Below are 16,486 nucleotides of genomic sequence, written 5' to 3' on the forward strand. Positions count from 1 at the left end.
CCCGAGACGGGTCCGATATCGACGAGTCGCCCCGACATGGTTCTTTTTTCACCCGGGCGACGGTAAGAGTGTACCCCTCCCCGTCGCGGCGAAACCGGGGGGTCGCATGAACGATTAAGTTCTCGGCGGGCGAACTGAAACTGCCATGGACATTACTTGGCACGGACACTCCACGTTCCACGTTACCGTCGGTGAAACGAGCCTGCTCATCGACCCGTTCTTCGACAACCCGAAGACGTCGGTCGAGCCGGCGGACCTCGACACACCGGATTACGTCCTGCTCACGCACGGCCACGCGGACCACATCGCGGACGCCGCACACTTCTCCGACGCCACGCTCGTGGCCGTCCCCGAACTCGTCTCGTACGCGAAAGACGAGTTCGGCTTCGAGGACGCCGTCGGCGGGATGGGGATGAACATGGGCGGTACGGTCGAGTGTGGCGACGCGTTCGTCACGATGGTCCGTGCGGACCACACCAACGGTATCATGACCGACTACAACGCCTCGGCCGGGATGCCCGCCGGGTACGTCATCTCCACCACGAAGCCCACACAGGTCGCCGACGAGGCGTCCGAGACGTTCTACCACGCCGGCGACACCAGTCTCATGAGCGAGATGCGCGATGTCATCGGCCCGTTCCTCGAACCCGACGTGGCCGCGCTCCCCGCTGGCGACCACTTCACGATGGGCCCCTGGCAGGCCGCCGTCGCCGCCGACTGGCTCGACGTGGAGTACGCCATCCCGATGCATTACGACACGTTCCCGCCCATCGAGATCGACCCTGAGAACTTCTCGAAGGAGCTCGACGCCGCCGGCGCGAAGGCCGAACCGGTCATCCTCGAGGGCGACGAGACGTTCGTCTACCCGGTCGACTTCTGAGCACAATCGGACCATCTTTTTAATGTCGCCGCCCGTGGGTCAGACTGCAATGGCTGACATCGAATCCAACACCGTCAACGAGAAGGGCTTCGCGGCGACCTCCCGCGTCGGCAACTACGAACTCTCCATCGACGCGACGAACAAGGAGGGCCCGAACCCCAACGAGGTGCTGCTCGCCGACTACGCTTCCTGTTACACCTTCGCCTTCCGTGCCGGCGCCTCCCGTGAGCACGACCTCGACCTCGGCAAGATCGAGACCGCGGCCTCCGCGGACATCAACGACGAGGACGACATCGCCGACGACTCCGTCGCCTTCACGCTCAAGGTAGAGGCGGAGCTCGACGACGACCAGATCGCAGAGCTCATCGAGCTCGGTGAGGAGATCTGCCACGTCCACGCCGTCCTCCGCGAGGAGATCCACGCCGACATCACGGTCGAAGCCGACGCCTTCTGAAGCGACGCCCTGCCCGTTTTTTGCCAACGTTCTTGCCCGCCCAGTGCCAACGCCGCGCATGAGCAATTGGCAGGACCGAATCGTCGGCGCCCGCATGGCCGTCGACAACGAGTTCGCCCCCGAGATCACGAACTCACAGTTCTCCAGACAGGAGTGGGGGCTCATCATGACCGCCGTCGAGTTCGACATCGAGAACGCCGACACCGACGACGCACGCCTCGTCGCCGACACCTCCAACCTCGAGGACATCATGCCGGAGGTCGAGCGCGTCGCGAAGATGCAACAGCAGGCCGGGATGGGCGGCGAAAAAGAGAAGTCCGGGCTCCTCGGCTCCGTGAAATCCGCGCTCGGCCTCGGCAGTTCCAAATCGAAGAAGGAGACCGACGCCGAGAAAGTGGCCGCGGCCGAGGCGCTCGCACAGAACTACGCGACGGCGCTCCAGGAGCACCTCGAGAAGAACGGGTCGTGGGAGAGCGTGCGCGACGCTTACGGGTCGTCGTAGCTACCGCTCAGTATTTTTCGCCGGAATGCGAGACTCGCGATGCTCGTCTCGCGTGGCTCGGAGTACTTCGCTGACGCTCAGTACTCCTCGCCCGATTGCGAATCGGAGATTCGCATGCTGAAGAGTACTTCGCTAACGCTCAGTACTCTTCACCCGCGTGATACAACGTCATCTCCTCCGCCTTGTAGATGGCAATGAGTTCGTTGATGAGCTCGTCGTAGCTCTCGCCTTCCTCACACAGCTCGTCGAGCTTCCCCACCGTGGCCTGTGCGACTTCGATCCGGGGCATGGCTAAACAGAGGAGACGAGGGAAAATAACGTCGTTGCGGCCGGATTACAGCCGGTCGATGATGGCGGCTCCGACCTCCTCCGTGGAGGCGTTACCACCCAGGTCCGGCGTCGTCGGGCCGTCCGCGAGGACGCCCTCGACGGCCGACCGGACGTTCGCGGCTTCGTCCTGATAGCCCAGATGCTCCAGGAGCATCGCGGCGGAGAGGACGGTCGCCGCGGGGTTCGCGATGCCCTCGCCGGCGATGTCCGGGGCGGAGCCGTGGACGGGCTCGAACAGCGCGTTCTCGGGGCCGACGTTGGCGCTCGGCAGGAGGCCGAGCCCACCGACGAGCCCCGCCGCGAGGTCCGAGAGCATGTCGCCCGCGAGGTTCGGACAGATGACGACGTCGTACTCCTCGGGCGTGAGGAGGAGATGCATCGCCAGCGCGTCCATCAGTGCCTCGTCGTGGTCGTAGTCGCCCTCTTCAGCCACGTCGCGCGCGGCTTCGAGGAACTGGCCGTCGGTGACGCGCATCACGTTCGCCTTGTGGGCGACCGTGACGCGGTCGAAGCCGTTCTCGGCCGCGTACTCGAAGCCGAACGCCGCGATTCGCCGGGACGCGTCCTCGGTGATGACGCGGGTGAGCGTCGTCACGCCCTCGGAAATCTCGGACTCGATGCCCGTGTAGACACCCTCCGTGTTCTCGCGGATGAAGACGAGGTCCGTCTCCGGCTTGAGCGCGTCCACGCCGGGGTAGGCACGGGCGGGCCGGACGTTGGCGAACGAGCCGACCGCCTCGCGAAGCGGGAGGATGACATCGGCTGCGGTCTCGCCTGCGGCACCGAACAGCGTGGCGTCGGCGTTCGCAGCGAGGTCGTACGTCTCCTGGGGGAGCGCCTCACCCGTCTCTTCTTTGGTAGCGTCGCCCGCGTCCGCGTGGACGAACTCGAACGCGCCCACGGCATCGAGCACGTCGACTGCCACGGGGACGACCTCCTGGCCGATACCGTCGCCGGGGATGACGGCGATCTCCTCAGTCATCGCTCCGGACGTAGGGGAGGCTGGCCGCGGTGTCGGCCACGGCCTTGGTGTTCGACTTCATCAGCGCGGTGGTGTCCCACTGCCCCTCGACGAGCGCCTTCCGCTGGGCGTCGTCGACGGTCACGTCGATGGTCTGGTCGCCGTAGGTAACCGTCTCGGCCTCCACGTCGACCTCGATGGTCTCGTCGGGGTGCTCGTCCACCCAGTCCTGGAGCGCCTCGATGGTCTCCGTGTCCGCGGTGACGGTGGGGACGCCGAGCGCGAGGCAGTTGCCCGCGAAGATCTCGGCGAAGGACTCGCCGATGATGGCGTCGATGCCCCAGCGCACGAGGGCCTGCGGCGCGTGCTCACGCGAGGAGCCACAGCCGAAGTTGCTGTTGACGACCATCACGTTCGCGTCCGCAAAGCGCTCCTCGTTGAACGGGTGGTCCTTCTCGTTGTCATCGTCGTCGAACCGCAGGTCGAAGAAGGCGAACTCCCCGAGGCCGTCGAACGTGACGACCTTCATGAAGCGCGCCGGGATGACCTGGTCCGTGTCGATGTCGTTGCCGCGGATGGGGACGCCCGTCCCCTCCACGTAGTCGACTTCGGGAATCTCCTCGCTCATGGCTGTGCCACCTCGGGCAGTTTCCGCACGTCGGTCACTTCACCCGCGATGGCCGCGGCGGCGACCATCTCCGGGGACATCAGCACGGTTCGGCCCTCCTTCGAGCCCTGTCGGCCGATGAAGTTTCGGTTCGAGGAGGAGGCACACGCCTCGTCACCCTGCAGCTGGTCCTCGTTCATGCCGAGACACATCGAACAGCCGGCACCGCGCCAGTCGAAGCCGGCCTCCCTGAACACTTCGTCGAGGCCCTCGGCCTCCGCGGCGGCCTTCACCCGCTGGCTGCCGGGGACGACCATCGCGCGAACGGAGTCGTGGACCTGCCGGCCCTTCACGATCTCCGCGGCCGCGCGCAGGTCGGGCATCCGCGCGTTCGTACACGAGCCGAGGAAGGCCACGTCGATGTCGTACCCCTCCATCGTCTCGCCGGGGGTGACGCGCATGTGCTCCTGGCTCATCTTCGCCGTCTCCTGTTTGTCCGCGGGAAGCTCTTCCGGGTGGGGGATGGGTTCGGTGATACCGATGCCCTGGCCGGGGGTCGTCCCCCACGTGACGGTCGGTTCGATCTCCGACCCGTCGATGGTGACCACGTCGTCGTAGACGGCGTCGTCCTCCGAGCGGACGGACTCCCAGTACTCCTTGAGCTCCTCGAAGCGCTCGGGGTCGTCGGCGAACTCGGGGGTCCCCGCGAGCCACTCGTAGGTGGTCTCGTCGGGGTTGACGTAGCCCGCACGGGCACCGCCCTCGATGGACATGTTACAGATGCTCATCCGGCCCTCCATCCCGAGGCTCTCGATGGCCTCGCCCGCGTACTCGTAGACGTAGCCGACCCCGCCGTCGGTGCCGAGCTCGCGGATGATGGTGAGGATGACGTCCTTCGCCGTGACGCCGGGGCCGAGCTCGCCCGTGACCTCGATCTTCCGCACCTTCTTCTTCTCCATCGCCACGGTCTGGGTGGCGAGCACGTCCCGAATCTGGGAGGTGCCGATACCGAACGCCAGCGCGCCGAACGCGCCGTGCGTCGAGGTGTGGCTGTCACCACAGACGATGGTCATGCCGGGCTGGGTGATCCCCTGCTCTGGACCGATGACGTGGACGATCCCCTGCTCGCCCGTGGTCGGGTCGTCGAACTCGATGCCCGCGTCGCGGACGTTCTTCTCGAGTTCGCTCATCATCTCCTCCGCGGCGTCGTCGCCGTAGGGACGCGACTGGTCGCTCGTGGGGACGATGTGGTCGACCGTCGCGTGCGTGAGGTCCGGTCGCGCGACCTCGATGTCGCGCTCGCGGAGCATCCCGAACGCCTGCGGGCTCGTCACCTCGTGGATGAGGTGCAGCCCGACGAACAGCTGGTCCTGGCCGTTGGGGAGGGTGGTGACCTTGTGGTTCTCCCAGACCTTGTCGTAGAGGGTTCCTTCGCTCATGTTACGTCATTATCGGCGTCTACGCCGTCCTCCTCCCCGCGCATGTACGTGCGCGAGGCGCTCGGGGCGTTCTTCGGCGGCTCGTGGCTCACGTCCCTCATCGACGTGCCCTCACGGACCGGGTCGGACCCACCGTCCGCCGCCACCTGCTGGCCGCGGTTGTAGGTCTGGGTGTCCCCGAACGTCTCGTTCGTGTAGGGGTTCGTGTGGCTCATCTCGCCCAGCGTCTTCTTGTCCTCAGTCATCTGCGGTGGTTCGTGTCTTCTCTTTCTCTTCCGTCTCTGCCTCCTCGCCCCACGCGAACAGCGCGCGGAGGTCCTCGCCGACGGCCTCGATGTCGTGGTTCTTCTCGGCGTGGCGGAGCCGCTTGTAGCTCGGGCGACCCGCCTGGTTCTCGGTGATCCACTGCCGGGCGAACGTGCCGTCCTGGACCTCCTCTAAGATCTCCTCCATCCGCTCGCGGGCGGAGTCGTCGACGACGCGGTCACCACGCGTGAGCCCGCCGTACTCGGCGGTGTCGGACACCGAATCCCACATCTCGCCGAGCCCACCCTCGTACATCAGGTCGACGATGAGTTTGAGTTCGTTCAGACACTCGAAGTAGGCCATCTCGCGGGAGTAGCCCGCGTCCACGAGCGTCTCGTACCCCTGCTTCACGAGCGAGGTGACACCGCCACAGAGGACGGCCTGCTCGCCGAAGAGGTCGGTCTCCGTCTCCTCGCGGAACGTCGTCTCCACGACGCCCGCGCGGGTGCAGCCGATGGCCTTCGCGTAGGCCAGCCCGATGTCGTGGGCGTCGCCGGTCGCGTCCTGATTGACGGCGAGCAGTCCGGGGGTCCCCTCGTCGTTCTCGTAGTTCCGGCGGACGAGGTGGCCCGGCGATTTGGGCGCGACCATCGTCACGTTCACGTCCTCGCTCGGCTCGATCTGGCCGTAGTGGATGTTGAAGCCGTGGGCGAACTGGAGGGTGTCACCCGCCTCCATGACGGGGGCGATCTCCTCGTACACCGCGGGCTGGACCGTGTCGGGGACCAGCACGGAGACCAGATCGGCCTCCTTCGCGGCCTGTTTCGGCGTCTCCACGCGCAGGCCGTCGGCTTTCACCGCCGACCGCGAGGAGGAGCTCTCACGCAGGCCGACCACGACATCCACGCCGGAGTCCGCGAGGTTCTGTGCGTGGGCGTGGCCCTGCGAGCCGTAGCCGAGGACGGCTACCGTCTTGTCATCAAGATACGATTCGTCAGCGTCGTCGTCGTAGTAGAGTGGGTTCTCGAATTCGTCAGTCATTTCAGATGCTCCGGAACGATTGCTGTCTTCGTCTCTCCGCGTGCCAGCGCCGTCTGCCCGGTCCGGGCGATCTCGAGGACCCCGAACTGGCGGAAGGCGTCGATGGCGTCGTTGATCTTCTGTTCGTCGCCGGTGAGCTCGACGGTGATGGTCCGGGGGCCGGCGTCCATCGCCGTTCCGTCGTACATCTCCGTGATGGCGTGGACCTTGTCGGGCTCCGTGGCCTCGACCTTCACGAGCACCAGCTCGCGGGCGACGGCGTCGTCACCCAGCTCCCGGACGTGAATCACGGGCAGCTGCTTCTGGAGCTGTTTTTCGATCTGGTCGATACCGGGGTCCGGCTCCTCGACGACGAGCGTGATGCGCGCCCAGTCGTCGTTCTGCGTGTCCGCGACGGTCAGCGACTCGATGTTGAATTGTCGGCGGCTGAACAGCCCCGAGACCCGGGCGAGGACGCCGGGTTCGTGCTGGACGAGCGCCGAGATGACCGTCCGGCGGGGCTTCCGCTCGGCCTCGACTTCGGGGTCGATGCGGATGCCCTGGGAGTTGCGTCGCTTCGTCGGCCGCTGCCGTTCTTCGGGCGCGGGGCCCTGCAGTCCCTGTTCGGTCATAGCTGGTCCTCCGACAGCGCGAACTGTCCGTTGTCGCCACCCGACGTGACCATCGGGTAGACGTTCTCCGCGGGGTCGATGTAGACGTCGACGACGCTCGGCCCGTCGTATTCCAGGGCTTCCTGGACGACCTCCTCGACCTCGTCGTGCGATTCGATGCGGAAGCCGGCGGCACCGAACGACTCCGCGAGGGTGTCGAACTTCGGCACCCAGTTGTACTGCGAGGCCATGTGGCGGCCACCGAAGAAGCCGTCCTGCCACTGGCGGACCATGCCGATGGCCTCGTTGTTCAGGACGACGACGGTGATGTCGAGGTTCTCGCGGACCGCGACGGCCAGCTCCTGACACGTCATCAGGAAGGAGCCGTCGCCGTCGAAACAGACGACCTGCTGGTCGTCGTCCGCGGCGAGCCGGGCACCGATGGCGGCCGGGAGGCCGTAGCCCATCGCACCCAGTCCGTGGGAGGAGACCCACGTCCGTGGTTCGGTGTACGTCCAGTACTGGCAGGCCCACATCTGGTGTTGCCCGACGCCGGTGGTGACGATGGTGTCGGCGGGCGTGGCGGCGTCGAACGCCTCCACGACGAACTGCGGCTTGACGGGGCCGTCGGGGTCCATCGGGTAGTCCATCGGGTACTCCCGTTTCCAGGTCTGGACCTGCTCGCGCCACTCGTCGCAGTCGGGGGCGCGGGGCATGGCCTCGGTGAGCTGGCCGAGCACCTGCTTCGCGTCACCCAGAAGCGGGTAGTCGGCCTCGATGTTCTTCGAGACCTCCGCGGGATCGATCTCCACGTGGATGATCTCCGCGTCGGGCGCGAACGTCTCGACGCCACCCGTGAGGCGGTCGTCGAAGCGCGTGCCGACCGCGAGCATGCAGTCGGTCATGGTGATCGCCATGTTGGCGTAGCCGGTGCCGTGCATGCCGGCCATCTCCAGGGCGAGTTCGTGGTCCTCGGGGAACGCGCCGATGCCGGGCATCGTCGTGATGACCGGGATGTCGTTCTCCATCGCGAACGCGCGCAGCTCCTCTGACGCCTCGGCTTTGATGACGCCGCCACCCGCGAGGATGACGGGCTTCTCGGCGTCGGCGAGCACCTCGACGGCCTCCTGGACGGATTCGGCGCTCGCGCGCTCCGGCGGCGTGTACGTATCAGGCGTCCGCGGCTCGCCGGGCTCCTTGTCGGTCTCGGCGTTCGTCACGTCCTTCGGGAGGTCGACGAGCGTCGGGCCCTGTCGGCCGCGGGCGGCGAGGGCGAACGCCTCGCTCACGTCGTCGCCGACGGTGTCGGGGTCCGAGGAGAAGGTGTTCCACTTCGTGACGGGCATGGTGACGCCCACGGTGTCCGTCTCCTGGAAGGCGTCCGAGCCGACGAAGTCGGTCGGCACCTGGCCCGTGAGGGCGACGACGGGGTCGGAGTCCATGTTGGAGTCCGCGAGCCCCGTGACGAGGTTGGTCGCGCCCGGCCCCGAGGTGGCCATACAGACGCCGGGAACGCCGGCGACGATGCCGTAGGCGTCAGCGGCGTGAGCCGCGCCCTGCTCGTGGGCCATCGTGATGTGGGTCATCTCGGAGTGGTACAGCGCGTCGTAGACGGGCATGATGGCGCCGCCCTGCACGCCGAAGAGGTGTTCGACGCCGGCGTTCTCGAGTGCCCGGACGACGGACTCGGCGCCGTTCGTGACGGGGCGCTCTTCGGCCCGCGCGTCGGCGTCGGCGTCGGCGGTCGCGTCGGTGTCGGTGTCGGTGTCGGTGTCGGTGTTCGTGTCCGCGGGTGCGGAGACGCCTTCGCCGCTCATGGTTCACCTCCGGTGCGATACGGTCGTGTGTGGTCTGTGTGTGGTGTCATTGGATACTGCTGGGTGCGCTCGAAGTCGGTGCGATACGGTCGGGGGGAGGATGATGAGGGGCAGGTTACGCCCCTACAATAATGAGCGTCCGAACGGCGGCGGCGCTGGCGGCGGGCGTGCCGGTCTGCGTCGCGTGCCGCGTCATCAACACGAGCGTACGGCATCGGACCCTGATAAACCTTGGTGGTCGGGCAGTCGTTGCCGCGCGCGTGCGTACGCGGTCGCTGGCCGTTCGAAACGCTCACGGAGGCCATCTTACGCGCGGACCTCCTCGCGCTTGGCGACGCCGTGCTCCTCCGCGAAGCGCTTCAGCGTCTCCATCGTGACCCGGCGCTTCTCCGCGCCGAAGTCCTTCACCGCTCGAGTGATCTCCCGAACCTCCGTCTCGGTCGGGTCGTAGCCGGCGTCGTACAGGCGCTCGCGCACGGAGTGGGTCCCCGTGTGCTTGCCCAGTACCAGCTCGCGTTTCGCACCGACCATCTCGGGGGTCATCACGCCGGGTTCGAACGTCGAGGCGTTCTCGATGACGCCCGCGGCGTGGATGCCCGACTCGTGGGAGAAGGCGTTGCGACCGACGACCGGCTTGTTGGCCGGGACGACGATGTCCGACTTCTCCTCCACGATGCGCGCCAGCTCCGTGATGCGCGTCGTGTCGATCCCCGTGTCGACGTTGTACAGGCTCTCCAGCGACATCACGACCTCCTCGTAGGCCGCGTTCCCGGCGCGCTCGCCGATGCCGTTGACGGAGACCTGCGCCTGTGACGCACCGCCTTCGAAGCCAGCCAGCGCGTTCGCGGAGGCCAGCCCGAAGTCGTCGTGCGTGTGCACGTCGATGTAGGCATCCGTGTGCTGCGTGATGGTCTCGATGAGCGACTGCATCCGGTTGGGGGTCGCGACCCCACAGGTGTCCGGGATGTTGATCCAGTCCGTTCCGGCGTCGGAGACGGCCTCGATGACCTCGATGAGGAACTCCCCATCCGTCCGCGTGGCATCCATCGGGGAGAACATACAGGTCACCCCGGCCTCTTTCACGCGCTCGACGGACTTCACGGCCCGCTCGACCGCCTCCTCGCGGGTCGCGTGCATCGAATCCTGCAGCTGCACGTCGCTCGTCGAGACGAACACGTGCACCATTTCGACGCCCGAATCGAGCGCGGCCTCTACGTCCTTGTCTACCACACGGGCCAGTCCGCAGACCGTGTTCGTCGTGCTCGCTGCGATGTCGGAGACCGCCTCGAACTCCGCGTCGGAGTTGACCGGGAACCCGGCTTCGATGACGTGGGTGCCCATCTCGTCGAGAATCTCGGCGATCTCTCTCTTGTCGTTGTAGGAGAACGATGTTCGCGGCGACTGCTCGCCGTCTCGCAGCGTGGTGTCGAAAATACGTGCCTCGTTTATCTCCGAGGTGTCAGTTAACGTACCCTCGAAGAACTCGATCCGCCGGCGAAGCCGACGAACCCTCGTTGCGCTTTGTCATAGCATTCTGTCCAAGTCACTCGCCAGTATATAAGACTTGCCTTCAGACAGGCGAGACGCTCCTGCCGAGAACTGACTGTCGACTGTCGCACAGCAAAACCACATGACGTAAACGGCCTTATACAATTTTGAGTCCACAATATGCTACCCAATACCTTGGCCGCGATAGGGTCTTTAAATAATCGTGCAACTGTAAGTTGTGTTCTTTTCTATCTGGAATTATCTGAGACGCGGCTCACGCGCGGTCCCGGATTGAAACCTTCAACCCTGTGCCGACGGGTGGATTTTTCTCCGGGGGCGTCGATTCCCGGATATGGCTGATTTCGACCTCGACTTACAGACCGCGGAAGGCGAGATGGCAGCGGAGATCGACCCCGGTGACATCGTGCTCGGCGTCCTCGACGGCTCCACCCCGCCCGAGGAGTGGGTGGAGACCATCGCCAGCGGGTCGGTGCTCGTCCTCCACGTCGACGGCGACCTCGCGGAACTGGCCGAGGGCTTCGCCCGCGAGGTGAAGGACCTGGGAGGCGAGTTGATGCATTTCCGGGGCTTCCTCGTCGTCGCACCCCCGGAGATGGACATCGACACGTCGCGGCTGGGGTGACTACTCCGGCCCCGAGACGAGTCGGTCGACTTGCTCGCCACACTCGGCGCAGTAAAGCAGGTACGCACCGTCCTCCTCGTCGAACGTTCTCCCAGTCATCTCCCCACACTCGGGGCACTCCTCCTCGATGACGGCGTCGTCCGTGGCCTTCGGGGCACCCACAGCGACGACGCGCGCGGGCACGTCCCCGACGGCGACACCCTTCTGCGGGTGGTCGCGCGGGACGAAGAACACCTCACCGGCCTCCACGACGTACTCGCGGTCGGGCGTCTCGAACGACACCTGTCCCTCGATGACGTAGAACAGCTCCTCGTGGTCGGGATGCGAGTGGGTCCCCCACGGGAGGCGCTGCCCGGGGTCGGCGACGAAGACGTTGAAGCCGAATTCGGTGATTGAGAAGGCCTCGTCCACCTCGAACTTGTGGCGGGTGGGGCTCGGTGCGTCCGGTGCGGCGTCGGCGGGCAGGTGACCGTAGTCGTCTGTCATGTGCTACCCTATCAGGGGGAACTAGATGAATGTGAGGTAGTGGCCGTCCGGGTCCCTAACACGAACCCCGTCGCTCAGGTACTCGACCTTCTGCACCCGGTCCTCGACCGCGGCGAGGGCGGCCTCGGGGTCGGCCTCGATACCGAAATCGACGTGCACACCACCGCGCGCGTCCGCGAGCCCGAGCTGGGGCTCCCAGAGTTCGAGGTCGAATTTTCCCGTCGTGAGCCGGATTCGCCGCCGTTCACCCCCGCGGTCCATCACCTCGAACCCCAGGTCACGGTAGAACCGCTCGGCGTCGTCGAGCGACTCCACTTCGAGGACCAGCTCGAAGATGCCCGTGATCCCCTCGCCCTCCTCCGCGCGCTGGCCGATCTCCACGCAGTTTCCATCTATGTCGTAGAAGTAGAGCGATTTCGCCGAGCCGAAGGTGACCTCCTCCAGGTCGAACTCCTCCGAGAGCCGGTCGTACCACCCCGCGTACTCCCCTGCCGGCGTGGCGAACGCGTAGTGGGTGTGGAGCCCACCCCGAGGAACCGTCGAGGGCGCGCGAAGTATCAGGTCGGTCTCCCCCGCGGCGAGGGCGACTTCGGTGGCGGACTCCTCGATAGTGGAGAGATGCAGATGCTCGCGGTAGAACGCCACCGCGGGGTCGAGGTACTTCGTTTCGAGGGCGAGGTGGGTGAGCCCGGCGACCATACGCTCCCTTCGCACGCAGGGGGCAAAGCGGTGGTGCCTGCCTCCTCGCTATCCTTTTTCCGGGTACCGCCCCTCTCCCGAGATATGCCAATCAAGGGCTCCGGCGCGACCCAACTCCGCGAGATCGACCGGTTCGACGGCGGCTTCGGCTGGATCGCCTACCCCAAGGAGGGGATGCAGCGGGCGAGCCACGCGCTCGTCTCGGACGGGAAGGTGTACGTGGTCGACCCCGTCGACGCCGACGGGCTGGACGATCTCCTGGCGGAGGAAGGGGAGGTCGCGGGCGTCGTGGTCCTGCTGGACCGGCACCTCCGGGATGCCGCGACCATCGCGAACCGCCACGACGTCGCCGTACACATCCCCGCGTGGATGTCCGGAGTCGAGAAGAAACTCGATGCGCCCGTCGAACGGCTCGGTGACGCGCTCGGCGACACCGGCTACGAGGTGCGCCGACTCGTCGACTCGCCGTTCTGGAAGGAGGCCGCACTCTACCACGAAGGGAGCGGAACCCTGCTCGTCCCCGAGACGCTCGGGACGGTCGACTACTACACGACGGGCGACGAGCAGGTGGGGGTCCACCCCGCGCTCCGGCTGTTCCCGCCGAGTCAGCTCCGGCCGCTCGCCGTCGAGCGCCTGCTCGTCGGTCACGGGGCCGGGGTACTGGAGAACGCGGAGGCACACATCGAGGACGCCGTCTCCGGGTCGCGAAAGCGCGCGCCGCGCGCGTGGATGGAATCGTTCGCCTCGTTCCTGCGGAGCTGACGAGAGCCACCGGGATTATACGTTCCGCGTGGCTAGTAGTGGTGTGGTATACGTCACCCGCGGGCTCGTCACCGCGTTACTGGAGTTTGCCGGGGAGGCCGACCCCGAATCGGTCGCCCTGGCGCTGGCGACCACTCCCGCCAGCGACCTTCCGGAAGCCGACCTCGATCCCGAGGCGTCGGTGTTCACGGACTTCTATCTCCCCGACGCAGGGCGCTCGGTCAACGCCGTCTTCGGGATGGACCTCGGGCGGCCGAACACGGATGGGCGGTTCGTCTCCCACCCGCAGGGGAAGCTCGAACTCGTCCAGACGGACGACTTCGCGGCCGTGATCTTCGTCGCGATTCCACCCTACGACGAGTCGAGTCTGGCCGCGTTCGGCCGCTCGGGACGTCGCCTTCCCCTCGAGGTTCTCGACATCGAGCCGCCGGAAGCACGGCTGGACTACTGACGGGGGACTGAGACTACTGCAGGTACCCTAAATCTCGGAGCTGGCTCGCGATGTCCTGAAACTGTGCCTCCGTCAGCTCCCCCTCTCGCTGGTGCTCGATGACGATACTCCGGAGCAGGAACCGCACCAGATCGGAGGTCGAGGAGAAGCTCGTCCCCTCGATGGTGTCGTCGACGCGCTCGGCCAGCTCCTTCGGGATCGAGACGGTGGTGTACTCGGTCATACCCTCCCTCGGGCACGGAGGGGAAAAGGGATTGCGGGAGAGCGAAACCGTTTTTCCCCGACCCCCTCTCTCACGGGACATGACGCGGGTGTGTCTCGTCGGCGACGCGGACGTGAACCTCCGGTACGAACTCGTCTCCCGCGAGACCGCCCGCGACGCGCTCGCGACCTACGACCTGCGCGAGCCGTTCGTGAACACGGTGGCCTTAGAGACCATCAGCCTCGGCTCCGCCGTCTCGCTGTGTAACGACCTGAACTGGTATCTCGTCCGGTTCGTCGAGGAGGTCCTGGTCCTCGAACCCTCCGTCTCCGAGGAGGAGTGGCTCTCCCGGAAGCTGGCGCGTGCGGTCCGGGACAAGGAGGTCACCCCCGAGGAGTCGGGGCGCTATCTGAAGGTGTTCGGGGTGGAGGAGACGGAGGAAGGACGGAAGCTCGTCGAACCGATGTACGTCACCCGCACCGGCCCCGAACTCCCCGAGTACGACCTCCGCGACGTCGAGGAGACCGTTCGGGTGCGGGTGACCGAGGCCGAGTTCGGGGCATAGCGTCAGAACCACAACACGTTTTTCCCACCCCGGAGGACGAGCGAGTGATGCCCTCCAACTCACTCGTCTCGCGGACCGCGACGCACCTCCAGCGCGTGTGGCCGCTCGTCCTCGTCCCCGTCGTTGCCACGCTCCTGAGCGTCGGCGAACTCGCCACGCTCCTCGCGAACACCGACCACGAGTTCTCCGTCACGTTCGGCGTCCCCCGGCCAGTCAGCACGCTGTTCTCGTTTCTCAACGTCATTCCTGACGGCACGACGGTGTACGGACTCTCGGCACTCGACCCGCTCGCCGTCGCCACCACCGTCGCCTCCATCGTCCTCACCGGGGTGCTCGCCGCCGGCTATCTCGGGAGCATCGACGCTGCCCTCCGCGGGGAGTGGTCGTTCGTCGCGTCACTGCGGCGGTACGCTCCCCCGTTCGTCGGCCTCGCGCTGCTGGAGGCGGGCGTCGGCCTGCTGTTCGCACTCGTCGCGCTGTCTTCGCTGGGGTCCGGGCCGGTCCTCATCGTGTTCGGGGTGGGGCTATTCGCCCTCGCCTACCTGTTCTTCACCGCGCCGTACCTCGTCGTGGTCGAGGACCGCGCGCTCGTGGCCGCGCTCCGGGGTGCAGTCACGCTCGCGACCGGGGACATCCGCGTGCCCGCCTTCTTCCTCGCGTACATCGCCCTCTCGGCGGTCTGCTCCGTCCCCATTTCATGGCTCGCGTACACCGCGCCCCCGGCTACCGCGTCCTCGCCACGCTGCTCTGTGCCCCGCTCGCGCTCGCGCTCAACACGGCCACGCTGCTGTTCGTACGCGATATCACGAGCACGGAGTCGCAGGCGACCCCGAATCAGTCGAACATCCCGGTGGACATGTAGCGCTCACCGGAGTCCCAGTACACGGTGATGACGAGCGGGCACGCTTCTTCCATCCCGCCGTCGGCGAACAGATCGGTCTGGGTACTCGGGCCGGGGCACTCTGCATCCGGGTCCGCGAGACGCCCGGCGACCCGCTTCGCCGCGAGGTTCGACGCCCCCGACGACTGCCCCACCAGAATCCCTTCCTCGCGGGCGAGCCGGCGACACTCTTCCTCAGCGGCCTCAAGCGAGACCGTCTCGACCGAGTCGATGAGTTCGGTGTCCAGATTGGGCGAGACGAACCCCGGCCCCATCCCCTGGAAGGAGTCTCCCTCCGGCTCCTCGCCGGAGAGGACGGCGCTGTCCTCGGGCTCGACAGCCACGATCTCCATCTCGGGGAACTGCTCGCGCAGGCGGCGACCGATGCCCGTGATGGTCCCCCCTGTGCCGACACCCGCGACCAGTGCGTCGACGGTGCGGTCGCCGACCTGCTCTAAAATCTCGGGGCCCGTGGTGTGGTAGTGAGCGTTCGGGTTCGCGTCGTTCTCGAACTGCCGGAGCTGGTAGGCCCCCTCGGCTTCGATCTCGTCCGCCCGCTCCTTCGCGTCGGAGATGTCGCCCTCCACGAGTTCGAGGGTGGCGCCGTACGCCCGCATGATGCGCTGGCGCTCGGGCGACTTCGATGCGGGCATGACGATGGTCACGTCGTACCCCTTCGCCGCGCCGACCATCGCGATCCCGATGCCCGTGTTCCCCGAGGTGGGTTCGACGAGCCGGTCACCCGGCGAGATCTCCCCCTCGCGTTCCGCGCGTTCGATCATCGCCAGCGCCGGGCGGTCCTTCGCCGACCCGCCGGGGTTCTTCGACTCGACTTTCGCCGCGATCTGGCTCCCTGGAGGCGAGGACACCTGGACCAGCGGCGAGCCGATGCTCTCCAGAATCGACCGGTTCATTGCTCCCGGGTAGTCGGTCGGCGGTTAAACGCCCTGTGGACACCGGCAGGTGCTGCCGTCGGTGGGGATTTGTGTTGGTACGACGTAGCACGACCATGTCCGTCACCGACGCCAGCGCGGACGCCCTGCGACGGGGGCTCGCCCCGGCCCCCGCGGACGCGACGCTCGTGGGTGTCGTCCGGGACCCCGACCCCGGCTTCCGCCGGCTCGTCGACACGAACGTCCCGGAGCTGGCACCCCCAGCTCCCGTACTCGCCGACGCCCGAGAGGTCGCAGCGGAGTTCCGCATGGCCGGGATGTGCGCCGAGGGGGCACACAACGCCGCGTGGGACGACGTGGGCGTTCTCGAACGCTACCGGGACCGACTCGACGACGACCCGGCAGCCAGGACGGCCCTCGATGGCCTCCGGGAGCGCGTCCGGGCGGGGGAGTCACTCGTCATCGTCGACACCGTCGGCCCGAATCGGCGATCGCACCGGGTCGTGCTCGCGGAGCGCCTGGCTTGCACGGAGCGCGGGCGTTAAGCCTC

General features: G+C 66.8%; 22 protein-coding genes. 9 read left to right on the forward strand and 13 right to left on the reverse strand.

Annotation, left to right across the window (positions count from 1 at the left end):
- The first annotated feature begins 145 nt into the window (after positions 1-145).
- Genes ACQUQR_RS03335 through ACQUQR_RS03345 form a run of 3 tightly spaced genes read left to right on the forward strand, consistent with a single transcriptional unit; the run spans position 146 to position 1,836 of the window.
- The gene (locus tag ACQUQR_RS03335; protein WP_435194713.1) at positions 146-880 is read left to right on the forward strand and encodes a metal-dependent hydrolase; all 735 of its coding nucleotides are present in this window, start codon (positions 146-148) and stop codon (positions 878-880) included.
- 49 nt (positions 881-929) lie between these two features.
- Positions 930-1,334 carry an OsmC family protein gene (locus tag ACQUQR_RS03340; RefSeq protein WP_435194714.1) on the forward strand — a complete coding sequence of 135 codons (405 nt, stop codon included), beginning with the start codon at positions 930-932 and terminating at the stop codon, positions 1,332-1,334.
- A 58-nt stretch (positions 1,335-1,392) separates the two neighbouring features.
- The gene (locus tag ACQUQR_RS03345) at positions 1,393-1,836 is read left to right on the forward strand and encodes a DUF5799 family protein (protein ID WP_435194716.1); all 444 of its coding nucleotides are present in this window, start codon (positions 1,393-1,395) and stop codon (positions 1,834-1,836) included.
- Positions 1,837-1,975: 139 nt separating this feature from the next.
- Here ACQUQR_RS03345 and ACQUQR_RS03350 read toward each other — a convergent pair whose 3' ends face one another.
- From ACQUQR_RS03350 to ACQUQR_RS03390, 9 genes are all read right to left on the reverse strand, one after another.
- Positions 1,976-2,125 carry a DUF7557 family protein gene (locus ACQUQR_RS03350; protein WP_435194717.1) on the reverse strand — a complete coding sequence of 50 codons (150 nt, stop codon included), beginning with the start codon at positions 2,123-2,125 and terminating at the stop codon, positions 1,976-1,978.
- 45 nt (positions 2,126-2,170) lie between these two features.
- Positions 2,171-3,148 carry an isocitrate/isopropylmalate dehydrogenase family protein gene (locus tag ACQUQR_RS03355; protein ID WP_435194718.1) on the reverse strand — a complete coding sequence of 326 codons (978 nt, stop codon included), beginning with the start codon at positions 3,146-3,148 and terminating at the stop codon, positions 2,171-2,173.
- The gene (leuD, locus tag ACQUQR_RS03360; protein WP_435194720.1) at positions 3,141-3,755 is read right to left on the reverse strand and encodes a 3-isopropylmalate dehydratase small subunit; all 615 of its coding nucleotides are present in this window, start codon (positions 3,753-3,755) and stop codon (positions 3,141-3,143) included. Before leuD ends, ACQUQR_RS03355 begins: the two co-directional genes overlap by 8 nt.
- Entirely contained in the window at positions 3,752-5,173 is a 1,422-nt protein-coding gene (gene leuC / locus ACQUQR_RS03365) for a 3-isopropylmalate dehydratase large subunit (RefSeq protein ID WP_435194721.1), read from the reverse strand. Before leuC ends, leuD begins: the two co-directional genes overlap by 4 nt.
- The gene (locus tag ACQUQR_RS03370; RefSeq protein ID WP_435194722.1) at positions 5,170-5,418 is read right to left on the reverse strand and encodes a hypothetical protein; all 249 of its coding nucleotides are present in this window, start codon (positions 5,416-5,418) and stop codon (positions 5,170-5,172) included. The genes leuC and ACQUQR_RS03370 overlap by 4 nt, the downstream gene beginning before the upstream one ends.
- Positions 5,411-6,460 (reverse strand): ketol-acid reductoisomerase, encoded by a 1,050-nt coding sequence (ilvC, locus tag ACQUQR_RS03375; protein WP_435194723.1) that lies wholly within the window; start codon positions 6,458-6,460, stop codon positions 5,411-5,413. Before ilvC ends, ACQUQR_RS03370 begins: the two co-directional genes overlap by 8 nt.
- Entirely contained in the window at positions 6,457-7,071 is a 615-nt protein-coding gene (ilvN, locus tag ACQUQR_RS03380) for an acetolactate synthase small subunit (RefSeq protein ID WP_435194725.1), read from the reverse strand. Before ilvN ends, ilvC begins: the two co-directional genes overlap by 4 nt.
- Complete coding sequence (gene ilvB / locus ACQUQR_RS03385) at positions 7,068-8,867, reverse strand: biosynthetic-type acetolactate synthase large subunit (protein WP_435194727.1); 1,800 nt, start codon at positions 8,865-8,867, stop codon at positions 7,068-7,070. Before ilvB ends, ilvN begins: the two co-directional genes overlap by 4 nt.
- Positions 8,868-9,173: 306 nt before the next feature.
- On the reverse strand, positions 9,174-10,355 hold the full coding sequence (locus tag ACQUQR_RS03390; protein WP_435195501.1) for a LeuA family protein: 1,182 nt from the start codon (positions 10,353-10,355) through the stop codon (positions 9,174-9,176).
- A gap of 352 nt (positions 10,356-10,707) precedes the next feature.
- Here ACQUQR_RS03390 and ACQUQR_RS03395 point away from each other — a divergent pair, with 352 nt between their 5' ends.
- Positions 10,708-10,998 carry a DUF5779 family protein gene (locus tag ACQUQR_RS03395; protein WP_435194729.1) on the forward strand — a complete coding sequence of 97 codons (291 nt, stop codon included), beginning with the start codon at positions 10,708-10,710 and terminating at the stop codon, positions 10,996-10,998.
- Here the strand turns inward: ACQUQR_RS03395 and ACQUQR_RS03400 are convergent, their stop codons facing one another.
- Both ACQUQR_RS03400 and ACQUQR_RS03405 read right to left on the reverse strand, forming a co-directional pair.
- On the reverse strand, positions 10,999-11,484 hold the full coding sequence (locus tag ACQUQR_RS03400; RefSeq protein ID WP_435194731.1) for a cupin domain-containing protein: 486 nt from the start codon (positions 11,482-11,484) through the stop codon (positions 10,999-11,001).
- Between the two features lie 21 nt (positions 11,485-11,505).
- A complete protein-coding gene (locus tag ACQUQR_RS03405; protein ID WP_435194733.1) occupies positions 11,506-12,183 on the reverse strand; it encodes a VOC family protein in 678 nt (225 codons plus the stop codon).
- An 84-nt stretch (positions 12,184-12,267) separates the two neighbouring features.
- Here ACQUQR_RS03405 and ACQUQR_RS03410 point away from each other — a divergent pair, with 84 nt between their 5' ends.
- On the forward strand, positions 12,268-12,945 hold the full coding sequence (locus tag ACQUQR_RS03410) for a hypothetical protein (RefSeq protein WP_435194735.1): 678 nt from the start codon (positions 12,268-12,270) through the stop codon (positions 12,943-12,945).
- Positions 12,946-12,988: 43 nt separating this feature from the next.
- Positions 12,989-13,396, forward strand: coding sequence for a hypothetical protein (locus ACQUQR_RS03415; RefSeq protein ID WP_435194736.1), 408 nt, complete (start codon positions 12,989-12,991; stop codon positions 13,394-13,396).
- Positions 13,397-13,409: 13 nt separating this feature from the next.
- On the opposite strand, the gene ACQUQR_RS03420 is transcribed toward ACQUQR_RS03415, so the two are convergent.
- Complete coding sequence (locus ACQUQR_RS03420; protein WP_435194738.1) at positions 13,410-13,619, reverse strand: ribbon-helix-helix domain-containing protein; 210 nt, start codon at positions 13,617-13,619, stop codon at positions 13,410-13,412.
- Positions 13,620-13,698: 79 nt separating this feature from the next.
- On the opposite strand from ACQUQR_RS03420, the gene ACQUQR_RS03425 reads away from it, so the two are divergent.
- Both ACQUQR_RS03425 and ACQUQR_RS03430 read left to right on the forward strand, forming a co-directional pair.
- Positions 13,699-14,163 carry a DUF5804 family protein gene (locus tag ACQUQR_RS03425; RefSeq protein WP_435194739.1) on the forward strand — a complete coding sequence of 155 codons (465 nt, stop codon included), beginning with the start codon at positions 13,699-13,701 and terminating at the stop codon, positions 14,161-14,163.
- A gap of 47 nt (positions 14,164-14,210) precedes the next feature.
- Entirely contained in the window at positions 14,211-15,053 is an 843-nt protein-coding gene (locus tag ACQUQR_RS03430) for a hypothetical protein (protein ID WP_435194740.1), read from the forward strand.
- Here ACQUQR_RS03430 and ACQUQR_RS03435 read toward each other — a convergent pair.
- Positions 14,998-15,957, reverse strand: a complete 960-nt coding sequence (locus ACQUQR_RS03435; protein ID WP_435194741.1) for a PLP-dependent cysteine synthase family protein — start codon at positions 15,955-15,957, stop codon at positions 14,998-15,000. The two genes, ACQUQR_RS03430 and ACQUQR_RS03435, sit on opposite strands and share 56 nt — an antisense overlap.
- Before the next feature lie 95 nt (positions 15,958-16,052).
- On the opposite strand from ACQUQR_RS03435, the gene ACQUQR_RS03440 reads away from it, so the two are divergent.
- The gene (locus ACQUQR_RS03440) at positions 16,053-16,481 is read left to right on the forward strand and encodes a hypothetical protein (RefSeq protein WP_435194743.1); all 429 of its coding nucleotides are present in this window, start codon (positions 16,053-16,055) and stop codon (positions 16,479-16,481) included.
- Positions 16,482-16,486 lie beyond the last annotated feature (5 nt).

The organism is Natronomonas sp. EA1, from assembly GCF_051195035.1.
GTDB lineage: Archaea > Halobacteriota > Halobacteria > Halobacteriales > Haloarculaceae > JBNTJV01.